Here is a 12,747-nt window from a genome sequence, read left to right as displayed (position 1 = left end):
TGGTCCGCGCTGTCGCCGTCGGTCGCGGACGTACCGCCACCGGTGCCGGTGGTCGCCTCGCCCACGGTGAAGGTGACCGTGTCGGACGCCTTGTCGCCCGCGGCGTCGGTCGCGATCGCGGTCAGCGTGTACAGGCCGTCCGCCAGGGCGGTCGCGGGACGGAACGTCCAGTTCCCGTCCGCGTCGACGTTGGTCGCGCCGGCCACCAGGGTGCCGTCCGCGGCCACCAGCATCGCCACACCACCACCCGAGCCCGCACCACCGTCGGTAGCCACAGACCGGCCGTTCAGGCTGATCGAGACACCCGGGGTGCCGACACCGGTGATCGTCGGACGGTTCGAGATCCCCGTCTGCCCGTCACGCGGCGAGGTGATCTCCACCATCACGTCCGACACACCGTCCGCAGCGCCCTGCGCCGACGCCGTGCCGCTCGCGGTACCCGACGCCGAGGCCGAACCACCCGACGACGCCGTGCCCGACGCCCCCGCGTCCGAACCTGCGTCCGCAGCACTCGCGTCCGCGTCACCGTGGTTGTCCGAGGTGCTGTCCGCCGCGTTCGAGTCCGCGCCGCTGTCAGCAGCGTCGGCGTCCACGTCACCCTGCGTGTCCGCACCCGTGTCAGCACCGTCCGCGGTCACGTCACCCTGCGTGTCCGCACCCGTGTCAGCACCGTCCGCGGTCACATCACCCTGCGTGTCCGCGGTGCTGTCTGCCGCGTTCGAGTCCGTGTCAGCACCGTCCGCGGTCACATCACCCTGCGTGTCTGCGGTGCTGTCTGCCGCGTTCGAGTCCGTGTCCGCGCCGCTGTCGGCAGCGTCGGCGTCCACGTCGCCCTGCGTGTCCGCACCCGTGTCCGCACCGTCCGCGGTCACGTCACCCTCGGTGTCGGTGGTGCCCTGGGTGTCGGTGTCGTCCGGCGAGGCGAGCGGGATCGGCCCGGTCTGGGCACGCTGCGCACCCTCGGTCGCGGTGTAGTCGTCGGTGATCGACTGCTCCAGCGTGAGGACCGAACCCTCGGGGATCTCACCGGTCTGCTTCAGGCGGGAGGACCCGTTCAGTGCCGTGGACAGCGTCCACTCGTTCACATGCTCGCCGTAGGTCTGGGTCACGGTGTAGGTGTGCGTGCCGTCCCCGTTGTCCTTGACGCTGCACGACGCGGTCCCCAGGCCGCCCTCGAGCTCGTCCTCGCCGAACAGGTTCCCGTCGGTCGGGCACTGGTCGGCGCCCGCGAACGGGCCGTCCAGCTCCAGACCGACCGGCATCGTCAGCGTGCGCGTGAGCACCTGACCGTGCTGCAGCACGATCGGGGTGTCCGACGTCGCGTTCGGGTACGTGCTGTACGTGAACACCCCGGTCGATCCCGGCCCCGTGAACCCGTCGCCCTCGTCCGAAGCCACCGCGAGGTGGTAGATGCCGTAGTCCGTCACCTGCTCCCCCGACTGCGCCTGGACCACCGCACCCGCGCCGTTCCCCGTGGTGGCGGGAGCGGCAGCAGCGGACAGAGCAGCGCCGCCCGAGAGGGTCAGCGCACCCGTGGCTAGGGTGGCCACGACCAACGGCAGGGTGCGCCCGGGCCGCTTCCCCCTCGTGAGCGAGGACGCCGACGTCGTCGGTGGGATGGAGGTGTGGTTGCTGTGCGTCATCTCGGTCCTTCAGCTTGAGGTCATCGACACGCGAGCCGGCCGAGCGCACCACCTTCTCTGGAACACCGGCTAACGGATCGCAGCACCACGCTCTCAGCCGAATCGGGGCCGTGTGGCCGGATTGCAGAATTCGCACGCACTTTCGGAGGTGTCGGTCGTCACTGCGCGGTCGGACCTTCCTGTCATGCGCGTCAGCGCCAGGATCTCTGCACGTCACACCACCTCTACGTGCCCCGGGTCGGCACGAAGGGTTCCTTTCCCGATCGGCTCCGCGCAAGCGTCGACCCATGTCTGATCTCTTGGCGCGACGGGCGACGTCCAAAGCCCGACGACATCGACGCCGCATCGATACAAATTCGCAACTCGCGACCGTTTCTGAAAGACATAGAGGCCCCCGAAAGAAATGGCGCGGCAGTCCGCCTCCACGCTCCATGCACGTCGCTCGGTGCCGAGCGACTCAGCGTGCGCCCTGGTCGCGGGTGTGGAATGAGGCCATGACCGACAGCGACACGCGCCCCCTGCCCGACGTCCCGCACCGCACCGCCGGGGACGGCACACCGATCCCCGCCGTCGGCTTCGGGACCTACAAGCTCAGGGGTGCCGACGGCGCCGACACGATCGCTCGTGCGATCGACGCCGGCTATCGCCTGGTCGACTCCGCGTTCAGCTACGAGAACGAGGGCGCCGTCGGCCGCGCCGTCCGCGCCGCGTCCGTGCCGCGCGACGAGTTGCTGGTCACCTCGAAGCTGCCCGGCCGCCGGCAGGCCTACGCCGACGCCGTCGCCACGGTCGAGGAGTCCGTGTACCGCAGCGGTCTCGACCACCTCGACCTGTACCTCATCCACTGGCCCAACCCGCGGCTCGGCCGATACGTCGAGGCGTACCAGGCGCTCGTCGACTGCCGCGAGCGCGGGCTGATCCGGCACGTCGGCGTCTCCAACTTCCTGCCCGAGCACCTCGACGCCGTGATCGAGGCCACCGGGGTCACGCCGGTCGTGAACCAGGTGGAGCTGCACCCCTACTTCCCGCAGGCCGAGCAGCGGGCCGCGGACGCCGAGCGCGGCATCGTCACCGAGGCGTGGAGCCCGATCGGCCGCGCCAGCGCGCTGCTCGCCGACCCGGTGGTCGCCGAGGTGGCCGCCGCCCACGACGTCTCGCCGGCTCGCGCGATCCTGCGCTGGCACGTGCAGCTCGGCGTCGTGCCGATCCCCAAGGCGTCCAGCCCGGAACGACAGGCCGACAACCTCGACCTGTTCTCGTTCGCGCTCACCGACGAGGAGATGGCCCGCATCACCGGCCTCGGCCGGCCCGACGGCCGGACCAACGACCAGGACCCGGCGGTCTACGAGGAGCTCTGAGCCTCGACCACTCCCGGCGGCGGGCAGGACGACGGCCAGGGCAGGCGCGACAGCGTCGGAGGTGGGTGCGACGATCGTCGGGTGCTGCTCGCCGAGCTGGTCGCCACACATGCCGCCGTCGCCGCGACGCGCTCGCGCCTGCGCAAGCGCGAGCTGCTCGCGGACGCGCTGCGCACCGCAGCACCGGGCGACGAGGTGGAGGTCGCCGCCGCGTTCCTGTCCGGTCGTCCGCGGCAGCGCCGCACCGGGCTCGGCTGGCGCACCCTCGGCACCTTGCCGCCGCCCGCCGACGAGCCGACGCTGAGCCCGGCGGACGTCGACGCCGCCCTCGACCGGCTCGAGCGCCTCGCGGGCGCCGGGTCGCAGGCCGCGCGGCGTGGCGCGGTCGACGAGCTGTTCGGCCGTGCGACCGCGCACGAGCAGGACTTCGTGCGACGCCTCGTGCTCGGGGAGCTCCGGCAAGGTGCGCTGGACTCCCTGCTGCTCGACGCGATCGCCGCCGCAGCCGACGTGCCGCTGCCGGTGGTGCGCCGCGCCGCGATGTTCAGCGCCCTCACCGGTCCGATCGCCCGAGCCGCCCTCGACGGTGGCGCCGCGGCACTGGAGGCGTTCCGGCTCGAGCCGGGGCGCCCGGTGCGGCCGATGCTCGCCGCGTCGGCCCCCGACGTCGCCGCCGCGCTGGAACGGTTCGACGGCGCGGCGGTCGCCGCCGACACCAAGCTCGACGGCATCCGTGTGCAGGTGCACCGCCGCGGGGACGACGTCGTCGTGTTCACGCGGTCCCTCGACGACGTCACGGAGCGCCTTCCGGAGGTCGTCGCGGTCGCGCGCTCCCTGGACGTGCGCGCGGTGGTGCTCGACGGCGAGGCGCTCGCGCTCGACGACGCCGGCCGGCCGCGTCCCTTCCAGGAGACGGCGGCGCGCACGGGCAGCCACGACGCCGAGGCGGGCAGCGCCACCGTGCCCCTGACGGTGCGGTTCTTCGACGTCCTGCACCACGACGGCACCGACCTCATCGACGCGCCTGCGTCCGAACGTCTCGCCGTGCTCGACCGGGTGCTGCCCCCTGAGGTGGTGGTGCCGCGCCTCGTGTCCGCCGACGTCGCCGAGGTCGAGCAGTTCTTCGCCGACACCGTCGCCGCGGGACAGGAGGGTCTCGTCCTCAAGGACCTCGCCGCCCCCTACGCCGCCGGCCGCCGCGGTGCCGGCTGGGTCAAGGTCAAGCCGCGGCACACGCTCGACCTCGTCGTCCTGGCCGTCGAGTGGGGCTCCGGGCGCCGGCAGGGCTGGCTGTCGAACATCCATCTCGGCGCGCGCGACCCCGACACCGGGGGGTTCGTCATGCTCGGGAAGACCTTCAAGGGCATGACCGACGAGATGCTCGCATGGCAGACCGAGCGCTTCACCGAGCTCGCGACGTCGCCCACGGACGGCTCGTCGTACGTCGTGCAGGTGCGCCCCGAGCAGGTGGTGGAGATCGCCTTCGACGGCGTGCAGCGCTCCACCCGCTACCCCGGCGGCATGGCGCTGCGGTTCGCGCGAGTCGTCCGCTACCGCGACGACAAGACCGCCGCCGAGGCGGACACGGTGGACACCGTGCGCGCCCTGGCGGCGGCCTTCACCTCGGCGAGCTGACCCCGGGTCGTCAGCTCGCGCGGCGCTGGCGGACCCAGAGCAGCGCGCCTGCGCCGGCGCCCAGCAGCGCGACGGCCGCCATCGCGATCCCGAGGACCTGCGCCCCGGTGACGGGCAGCGACTCCGGCGCCTCCACCGCAGCCTGCTCCTGCACCCGGCCCAGGGTGCCGCCGCTGGTGTCCGCGACGGTCCCGTCCGTCGGCGGCGTGTCGTCCGCGTAGTCCGCGCCACCCATGCCGGGGGTCTCGTCGTCCGCGGGGGCCGTCGCCAGGGGGGTCGAGGACGGCGACGGGGTCGGCTGCTCCGGCTGCTCCGGCGTGCCCGGCTGCTCGGGCGTCCCCGGCTGCTCCGGCGTCCCCGGCTGCTCCGGCGTCCCCGGCTGCTCCGGCGTGCCCGGCTGCTCCGGCGTGCCCGGCTGCTCCGGCGTCCCGGGCTGCTCCGGCGTCCCGGGCTGCTCCGGCGTCCCGGGCTGCTCCGGCGTACCGGGCGTCTCCGGCGTACCCGGCGTCACCGGGGGCTTCGGCGCGTCCACGTAGGCGACCGCGTAGTGGCTGATCGCCTTGCACTTGCCCCCGGTCGGGTAGGCGATCGTCAGCGTGGCGACAGGCTCGTCGAGGACGACGATCTTGGGGCCCTCCCCCTGCTTCGCCGAGCCCGACTTGATGCAGTACGCCGAGATGAGCTTGCCCTCGGGCGCGACCAGGTCGACGGTGAGCGGGTCGCCGGTCGTGTTCGTCTTGGCGACGTCCATGTCGGGGCAGGTGTCGCCGTCCCAGGACCGCGTGTCCGCGGCCCAGCCGAACGTCGTGTCGCCGGCCGCCGCCGAGCCGCCGTCCCAGTGCGCGCCGTTGCGGGTGTCGTCGACCCCCTGCCACTGACCCGAGGGCGTGGCCGAGGCGGGAGCGGCCACGGCGAGAGAGGCGAGCAGGAGCACGGAGGCTCCGAGGACGGCAGGAGTGCGCACGAGTATTCCTCTGGGCAGGCGGGATCGACCGCAGCGACGGACGCCGGAATGCTAGCGAGTCCGATTCATCCGTGGAAGGGTGAAATTTCTGGAGATTCACCCCAACCTGCCCATTGGTGCCGTTCAGCGCCTTCCGCGCCCTCCTCGACCCCTCCCCTGCCCGGGCTTCCCGCCGCCGCGCGGGCGTCGCGCAGGGGGCTGCTTGCCCCCGCGTCCGCCCTCGCGCCGCCCCGCTGCCCGGCCCGTCCGCCCGCCGTCCCCGGCACCCCGCGAGGGCTCCGCCGCCTCGCCCCGGTCGCGCCCTGCCCTGCCCCGCGAGCTGTTCACGGTGCGGCCGCGCACGATCCCGATCATCTCCTCGACCAGCTCGCGCTCCTCGTCGGAGAGGCCCTCCACCAGCCAGGCCAGGCCCACCGGCGCACCCGGGCCGCCGTCGAGCACCCGGGACGTGACGTCCTTGCGGTGGTGCAGCCGCGCGAGGGACATCGGGACGACGGCGACGCCCACGCCCGTCGCCACCCACTGGATCGCCTCGGCCGTGGTCGCGGGGCGCAGGTCCTCGGTGGACCCCGGGTCCGCGGACGTGGGCGCGCGCCCCGGGACCGGCCCGCCGTCCGCGAACAGCACGTCGTCCATCGGCAGCCACACGACGTCGTCCGCGAGGTCGTCCGCCGTCACGACCTCGTCCTCGGTGGTCGCGGCGATCAGGTGGTCGCGCGACACGACGACGACCGGCACCTCCGTGTAGAGCGGGATGGCGTGCAGCACGTCACCGTCCACCGGCAGGCGCAGGACCGCGGCGTCCACGCGCCGGTCGACCAGCGCGGCAGCCGCGTCGGCCGCCTCGACCTGCACGAGCTCCAGCCGCACGTCGGGGAGCCGGTCGCGCCAGGTGCCCGCCCAGCGACCCGGGGTCGCGCCCGGTACGTAGCCGAGCCGGAAGACCGGCGCGTCGTCCGGCACCTCGGGGGTGCTGTCAGGGCCCTCGCCCGCCGGGTCGTCCACCTGGTCGTCCGCCTGCTCGGTCACGTGACCAGGCTACGTGGGCGCCGCGCACGGGCCGTCGCGACTACGCTGGGGCCCATGGCCGGAACCCCCTTCTCCCAGCAGGTCCTCAAGCCGATGAACGCGGCGAAGAAGCTCGGGGTGTACCTGCCCGCCACCCCGCCCGAGTTCCAGGAGCACGGCGTCACGCGCGCCGAGCTCGAAGAGCTCGAGAAGAACCCCCCGCAGTGGCTCGACGACCTGCGCCGTCAGGGCCCGCACCCGCGGCCCGTCGTCGCCGGCCGCCTCGGCATCTCCATCGCGGGCCTCGCGCGCGGCGGCGTGACCGAGCCGCTGACCACCGAGCAGATCGACGAGCTGCGCGACGACCCGCCCGCCTGGCTCGTCGCCGAGCGCGAGACGGCCGCGAAGGTCCGCGAGGAGGAGGACCGGGTGGCGGAGAAGGCCGCCGAGCAGGCCGCGCGCGAGGCGCGCCGTTCCCGCTGACCCTCTCCCCGTGACGCTCAGGGCGCCGGCTGCACCCGGTCCGTGTGACCGAGCGAGAGGTCAGGCGCGACGGCGTCCCGGACCGCCTTCTTGAGCGGCGGGATCTCCGGGAACCCGCCGCCCGTGGCGCGGTCCCACAGCAGGACGACCTCGCCGCCGTCCCCGGGGTCGAGCTCGACCCGGAACACCCCGCCCGTGCCCGGCACCAGCGCGACCTCGCCGAGGCGCGTCCGGAACGTCTGCAGCAGCTCCTGCGCCACCCATGCCGCGCGCAGGAGCCACCGGCACTGGGTGCAGTAGGTGATCGACACGCGCGCGGTCGACGCCGGCCCCGGCACATCGGTTCCGGTCGCCTCGCTGGCTTCGCTCATGGCGCCAGGGTAGGGCGCCGTCGGGCAGGACCGTCTGCGTCGGGGAGACTGGTCAGGTGCACCACACTCCCGAACCTGACGCCACGCCCGATCCCGCGCTGCCCGCCGACCCCGCCGTGCGGCTCGCCGCGGTGCTGGGCGCGCTGACCCCTTGGCCGGAGGACGGCGACCGTGCGGACGGGCCCGTCGCCGTCGACGCCACCGACCGGCTGCTGCTGGACGAGGCGGCCCCGCTGCTCGCGGCCGCCGGGCCCGACGACGTCGTCGTCGTCGGCGACCGGTTCGGTGCGCTCACGCTCGGCGCGCTCACGCTCGGCCCGGCGACGGTCCGCGCATCCACGGACGCCGTCACCGCCGAGGCTGCCCTCCAGCACCACCGCGGTGAGCCGCTCATGGACGCCGTCCGGGGAGACCGTCCCGAGGTGGACGTCACCAGCTTCGACCACCTCGAGGCGAGGCTGTTCGAGGGCGCGCGCCTGGTGCTGATGCAGCTCCCGTCGTCGCTCGCCGAGCTGACCGAGATCGCCGAGGCGATCGCCCGGGTCGCCGCGCCCGACGTCACCGTCCTCGCCGGCGGTCGGGTCAAGCACATGACGCGCTCGATGAACGAGGTGCTGGGCGCGTCGTTCACCGACGTCCGTGCGAGCCTGGCGCGCCAGAAGTCCCGGGTGCTCGTCGCGTCCGGGGTGCGCCCCGAGGCGCGCGACGCCGCACCGGCCTTCCCCGCGCGCGCCGTCCTGCGGGACGCCGAGCTGCTCACCGCGGGAACCCCTGCGGGCGGCTCGACGCCCTCAGGCGTCACCGTCGTCGCGCACGGCGGCACGTTCGCCGGCCCTGCGCTGGACCTCGGCACCCGCTTCCTGCTGACGACCGCCGGCAAGTGGCCCGCCGCCGACCGCGTGCACGACGCGCTGGACCTGGGCAGCGGCACCGGGCTGCTCGCCACCGTGCTCGCGCTGCGATACCCCGACGCCCGGGTGGTCGGCACGGACCGCTCCGCCGCGGCCGTCGCGTCGACCCGCGCGACGGCCGAGGCCAACGGTGTCGGCGACCGCGTCGTCGTGCTGCGGGGTGACGCGGGCGAGGACCTGGAGCCCGCGAGCGTCGACCTGATCCTGCTCAACCCGCCGTTCCACGACCGGTCCGCGGTCCGGACCGACGCGGCGCACCGGATGTTCCGCGCGGCGGGGCGTGCGCTGCGCCAGGGCGGCGAGCTGTGGTGCGTCTTCAACACCGCGCTGCACTACCGGCAGGCACTCACCCGCTCCGTCGGGCCCACCGTGCACATCGAGCAGAACCCGAAGTTCACCGTGACCCGGTCCCGCCGCCGCTGACGCGCACGGCGAGGTAGTCCCGGACACCGCGAGGTAGCACCACGCACGGCGAGGTAGTCCTGCCGCACTCGTGCGGCGACTACCTCGCCGTGTGCAGGACTACCTCGTCGCGGGCCGAACTACCTCGCCGCGGGGCGAACTACCTCGCCGTCCGGATCAGCGCACGCCGACGACGTCGACCACGAAGACGAGCGTCGCGCCGCCCGGGATGCCGGCCTGCGGCACACCGCGCTGGCCGTAGCCGTGCTCCGACGGGATGGACAGCAGCACGCGGTCGCCCACGTTGCGGCCGACCAGGCCCTTGTCCCAGCCGCCGATGACCGCGCCGACACCGATCGGGAAGTCGATGGTCTGGCCGCGGTCGTAGGAGTTGTCGAACACGCCGCCGCCCCAGGTCTGCCCGAGGTAGTTGACGACGATGGTGCGGCCGGCGTCGACCACCGGGCCGGTGCCCTCTTCGAGCACCTGGACCTGCAGGCCGGCGGGGGCGTCACCCTCGGGGAACGTGATCTCGGGCTTGTCGCCGAAGCCGCCGGTGGCGGTGGGGAGCGTGGTCACAGGGGTACCTCGTCTTCGTCGGGGGCCGCCGCGGGTGGCCGGGCGGCAGTGCGCCGTCCAGCCTACGCGGCAGAGGGCGAGGACGACCCGGCGACGTCGCGCAGCGCGGCGAGCGCCGCGCGCACCGGCGGGGTGTCGGCGACGGCGTCCTGGACGAGCGCGTAGATCGACCGCACGGGCACCGGGCGGGTCACGGGCACGGCGACCGTGCCCGCAGCCGGGCGCACGGACCCGAGCGCGGGGAGCACGGTGATGCCGATCCCGGCGGAGACGAACGCGACGGCCGTCGGGTAGTCGTGCGCCTCGACGGCGAACGTGGGGCTGAAGCCCGCCGCACGGCACGCCTCGAGCAGGTTGCGACGGCACCAGCCCCGGGCGAAGTCGTTGTCGATCCAGCGGTCGCCGACCAGCTCGGCCAGCTCGATCTCGTCCCGGCCCGCGAGCGGGTGGTCCTCGCGGACGACCGCGACGTACGGGTCGTCGAGCAGGTGGTGCGCGGTGGTCCCGGCGGCAGGACGGAAGTCGGGCTGCGCGACGGCGAGCTGGAGGTCGGCCCGCCGCGACGCGTCCGCGGGGATCTCCTCGGTGAGCTCCAGGTCGAGACGCACGCCCGGGAAGCCCGCGGTGAGGGTGCTGACCACGGCCGGGAGCCAGGCCGAGCCGACAGACGCGAAGTAGGCGATCGACAGGCTGCCCGACCGCCCGGAGCGCAGGTCGGCGACGAACGTCTCCACCTCGCCCAGCCGTGCGAGCAGCCCGTCGGCCTGGGCGGCGAGCGCCTGGCCCGCGGCGGTGGGACGGACGCCGCGGCCGTGCCGAGCGAGCAGCTGCAGCCCGGTCTCGCGCTGCAGCGCCGCGACGTGCTGGCTCACGGCCGACGGCGTGTAGCCGAGGTTGCCGGCCGCGGCGGCGACGGAGCCGCTCGCGACCACGGACCGGAAGACGCGGAGACGGTGGACGTCGAGCATGTCGCGACACTACAGCGAGACTGAAGCGTTCGGTAGATATCAGAACTGGTGCTGATGCGTCGTCGCAGGGCACGATCGGCACATGGCCCTGCCCGACGCCCAACCGGCCCCCGCCCTCACGCCGTCCTCCGCTCCCCCGGTGGGCGCAGCCCGCGTCGGCGCGCTCACCGTGGCGGCGATGGCGGTCACCGTCGTGCTGTGGGCGTCGGCGTTCGTCGGCGTCCGCGCCGTCGGCCACGACCTCGACGCCGGCGCGCTCACCCTCGGCCGGGTGGCCGTGGGCACGGCCGCCCTGACCGTCATCCTGGGGATCGCCCGCCTCCGCCGTCGAGCGCCCGTGCGCCTCCCCCGGGGCCGGATGCTCGTGCTGGTGCTCGCGTGGGGCGTCGCGTGGTTCGGCGCCTACAACCTCACGCTCAACGCCGCCGAGCAGCACCTCGATGCCGGGACCACCGCGCTGCTGGTCAACATCGCGCCGATGCTCGTCGCCGTCCTGGCGGGCTTCCTGCTGCGCGAAGGGTTCCCGCGGCGGCTGCTCGCAGGCATCGCCGTCGCGTTCACGGGCGTCGTCGTCATCGCCGTCGCGACCACGTCGGGCCGTTTCGACGTCGCCGGCGTGGTGCTCGGGCTCGCGTCCGCCGTCCTGTACGCCGGCGCCGCGACCCTGCAGAAGCGCCTGCTCCCCCATGTCGACGCGCTCACCATGACCTGGCTCGGCTGCCTCGCGGGCACGGTCGCGGCGCTGCCGTTCCTGCCCGCCCTCGTCTCGCAGGCGGCTGCGGCCCCGACGTCGTCCCTGCTCGGCGTCGTCTACCTGGGGATCTTCCCCACGGCGATCGCGTTCACCACCTGGGGCTACGCCCTCGGGCGCGTGAGCGCGGGGCGCGCGGCGGCCTCGACGTACGCCGTGCCGCCGCTCGTGGTGCTGCTGTCGTGGGCGCTGCTCGACGAGGTCCCCGCGCCCGTCGTGCTGCTGGGCGGGGTGCTGGCGTTGGCCGGTGTCGCCGTCGCGACCCTGCCCCGCCGCCCCCGACCTGTCAGAACCAGGTGACGCCCTAGCGTGACGTGGTTCTGACAACTCTCGGGCCGCGCCAGCTGTCAGAACCAGGTCCCGCTCTGGCAGCACGTGGTTCTGACAGCTCGCGGGTCAGAGGGCCGCGGCCTTGCGCTCCAGCACCCCGCGCTCGCGCGCGTTGCCGCACAGGCGGGCGGCGAGCTCGAGCTCTCCCCGCGCCTCGGCGCGCCGGCCCAGCCGCGCCAGCAGCTCCCCGCGCACCGAGGGCAACAGGTAGGAGCCGGACAGCACCTCCCGGGCGACCAGCTCGTCCACGACGGCGAGCCCGGCCGCCGGTCCGCTCGCCATCGCCACCGCGACAGCGCGGTTGAGCTCGACGACGGGCGACGGCGCCACCCGGCCCAGCGCCTCGTAGAGCAGCACGATCCGCTCCCAGTCGGTCTCTGCCACCGAGCGAGCCGTGTCGTGCTGCTCCGCGATCGCGGCCTGCAACCCGTACGGGCCGAGGCCGCGCCCCGCAGCGACCGCCGAGGCGAGCGCGTCGCGGCCGCGCCGGATCGCCGACCGGTCCCACCGCCGCCGGTCCTGGTCCTCGAGCAGCACCGGCGCGCCGTCCGGCCCGGTGCGTGCCGCGAACCGCGCCGCGGTGAGCTCCAGCAGCGCGAGCAGCCCGTGCGCCTCCGGCTCGTCCGGCACCAGACGGGTCAGCACGCGCGCGAGCCGCACCGCCTCGTACGCGAGGTCGGGGCGCATCCAGTCGTCCCCGCCCGACGCCGTCGAGCCCTCCGAGAAGATCAGGTAGAGCACCTGGAGCACCGAGCCGAGGCGTTCCGGCCGGTCCCCGACGGAGGGCACCTCGAACGGCACCCGTGCCGCGGCGAGCGTCTTCTTCGCGCGCGTGATGCGGGCCTGCACGGTCGGCACCGGCACGAGGAACGCGCGCGCGATCTCCTCCGTGGTCAGGCCGCCCACCACGCGCAGGGTGAGGGCGATCCGCGCCTCCTTGGCCAGCACGGGGTGGCAGGAGACGAACAGCAGGGCGAGCCGGTCGTCCTCGATCCGGTCCGGGTCCCACAGCAGGTCGTCGTCGCCCGCCATCGCGCCGGGCGCTCCCGTGACCGTGCCGCCCTCCCCGAGGTCGCGGGCGAGGGCGGCGTACCGCTCGTCCCGCCCCGACCGGCGCCGGAACGCGTCGATGGCCCGACGGCGCCCGGTGGCGAGCAGCCACGCGGTGGGATCGCGCGGCACGCCGTCGCGAGGCCAGGCGACCAGCGCCTCCGCGAGCGCCTCGGACGCGACGTCCTCGGCGAGCGCGAAGTCGTTCGTGTACCGCGCGAGCGCGCCGACGATCCGGCTGGACTCGATGCGCCAGACCGCCTCGACCGCACGACGAGAGGCCGCGCCGTCGCC

12 protein-coding genes are annotated in these 12,747 nt (G+C 74.4%); 5 read left to right on the top strand and 7 right to left on the bottom strand.

All coding sequences use genetic code 11. From position 1 onward, the window contains the following. The coding region (locus ACFT55_RS14225; RefSeq protein WP_380244490.1) for an Ig-like domain-containing protein at positions 1-1,643 on the bottom strand (1,643 nt) is incomplete at its 3' end. Between the two features lie 494 nt (positions 1,644-2,137). Here ACFT55_RS14225 and ACFT55_RS14220 point away from each other — a divergent pair. Next, on the top strand, positions 2,138-3,001 hold the full coding sequence (locus ACFT55_RS14220; protein ID WP_380244489.1) for an aldo/keto reductase: 864 nt from the start codon (positions 2,138-2,140) through the stop codon (positions 2,999-3,001). 81 nt (positions 3,002-3,082) lie between these two features. Then, positions 3,083-4,636: an ATP-dependent DNA ligase gene (locus tag ACFT55_RS14215; protein WP_380244488.1), complete on the top strand. Its 1,554-nt coding sequence runs from the start codon at positions 3,083-3,085 to the stop codon at positions 4,634-4,636. A 10-nt stretch (positions 4,637-4,646) separates the two neighbouring features. On the opposite strand, the gene ACFT55_RS14210 is transcribed toward ACFT55_RS14215, so the two are convergent. Both ACFT55_RS14210 and ACFT55_RS14205 read right to left on the bottom strand, forming a co-directional pair. Beyond that, positions 4,647-5,600: a hypothetical protein gene (locus tag ACFT55_RS14210; protein WP_380244487.1), complete on the bottom strand. Its 954-nt coding sequence runs from the start codon at positions 5,598-5,600 to the stop codon at positions 4,647-4,649. 123 nt (positions 5,601-5,723) lie between these two features. Then, a complete protein-coding gene (locus tag ACFT55_RS14205; protein ID WP_380244486.1) occupies positions 5,724-6,629 on the bottom strand; it encodes a LysR substrate-binding domain-containing protein in 906 nt (301 codons plus the stop codon). Between the two features lie 54 nt (positions 6,630-6,683). Between ACFT55_RS14205 and ACFT55_RS14200 the strand changes: the two genes are divergently transcribed. Beyond that, the gene (locus ACFT55_RS14200) at positions 6,684-7,091 is read left to right on the top strand and encodes a DUF5997 family protein (protein ID WP_380244485.1); all 408 of its coding nucleotides are present in this window, start codon (positions 6,684-6,686) and stop codon (positions 7,089-7,091) included. Between the two features lie 17 nt (positions 7,092-7,108). Here ACFT55_RS14200 and ACFT55_RS14195 read toward each other — a convergent pair whose 3' ends face one another. Next, positions 7,109-7,462 carry a SelT/SelW/SelH family protein gene (locus ACFT55_RS14195; RefSeq protein WP_380244484.1) on the bottom strand — a complete coding sequence of 118 codons (354 nt, stop codon included), beginning with the start codon at positions 7,460-7,462 and terminating at the stop codon, positions 7,109-7,111. Positions 7,463-7,518: 56 nt separating this feature from the next. Between ACFT55_RS14195 and ACFT55_RS14190 the strand changes: the two genes are divergently transcribed. Next, complete coding sequence (locus ACFT55_RS14190; protein WP_380244483.1) at positions 7,519-8,796, top strand: class I SAM-dependent methyltransferase; 1,278 nt, start codon at positions 7,519-7,521, stop codon at positions 8,794-8,796. Positions 8,797-8,952: 156 nt separating this feature from the next. On the opposite strand, the gene ACFT55_RS14185 is transcribed toward ACFT55_RS14190, so the two are convergent. Both ACFT55_RS14185 and ACFT55_RS14180 read right to left on the bottom strand, forming a co-directional pair. Further along, positions 8,953-9,354 carry an FKBP-type peptidyl-prolyl cis-trans isomerase gene (locus tag ACFT55_RS14185; protein ID WP_380244482.1) on the bottom strand — a complete coding sequence of 134 codons (402 nt, stop codon included), beginning with the start codon at positions 9,352-9,354 and terminating at the stop codon, positions 8,953-8,955. Positions 9,355-9,416: 62 nt separating this feature from the next. After that, entirely contained in the window at positions 9,417-10,322 is a 906-nt protein-coding gene (locus ACFT55_RS14180; RefSeq protein ID WP_380244481.1) for a LysR family transcriptional regulator, read from the bottom strand. An 82-nt stretch (positions 10,323-10,404) separates the two neighbouring features. On the opposite strand from ACFT55_RS14180, the gene ACFT55_RS14175 reads away from it, so the two are divergent. Beyond that, positions 10,405-11,373, top strand: coding sequence for a DMT family transporter (locus ACFT55_RS14175; protein ID WP_380244480.1), 969 nt, complete (start codon positions 10,405-10,407; stop codon positions 11,371-11,373). 96 nt (positions 11,374-11,469) lie between these two features. On the opposite strand, the gene ACFT55_RS14170 is transcribed toward ACFT55_RS14175, so the two are convergent. Next, positions 11,470-12,747: RNA polymerase sigma factor (locus ACFT55_RS14170; RefSeq protein ID WP_380244479.1), on the bottom strand; the 1,278-nt coding region annotated here is incomplete at its 5' end.

Source organism: Isoptericola sp. NPDC057191 (assembly GCF_042670225.1).
Lineage (GTDB): Bacteria > Actinomycetota > Actinomycetes > Actinomycetales > Cellulomonadaceae > Isoptericola.
The sequence above is the reverse complement of the archived record's forward strand: the minus strand, read 5'-3'. Positions and strand labels throughout refer to the sequence as shown.

What these genes read in the sequence shown, in the direction of transcription:
- ACFT55_RS14200 (WP_380244485.1), top strand. Translation starts at nt 6,684, where the DNA reads ATGGCCGGAACCCCCTTCTCCCAGCAGGTCCTCAAGCCGATGAACGCG.
- ACFT55_RS14175 (WP_380244480.1), top strand. Translation starts at nt 10,405, where the DNA reads ATGGCCCTGCCCGACGCCCAACCGGCCCCCGCCCTCACGCCGTCCTCC.
- ACFT55_RS14195 (WP_380244484.1), bottom strand. Translation starts at nt 7,462, where the DNA reads ATGAGCGAAGCCAGCGAGGCGACCGGAACCGATGTGCCGGGGCCGGCG.
- ACFT55_RS14220 (WP_380244489.1), top strand. Translation starts at nt 2,138, where the DNA reads ATGACCGACAGCGACACGCGCCCCCTGCCCGACGTCCCGCACCGCACC.
- ACFT55_RS14180 (WP_380244481.1), bottom strand. Translation starts at nt 10,322, where the DNA reads ATGCTCGACGTCCACCGTCTCCGCGTCTTCCGGTCCGTGGTCGCGAGC.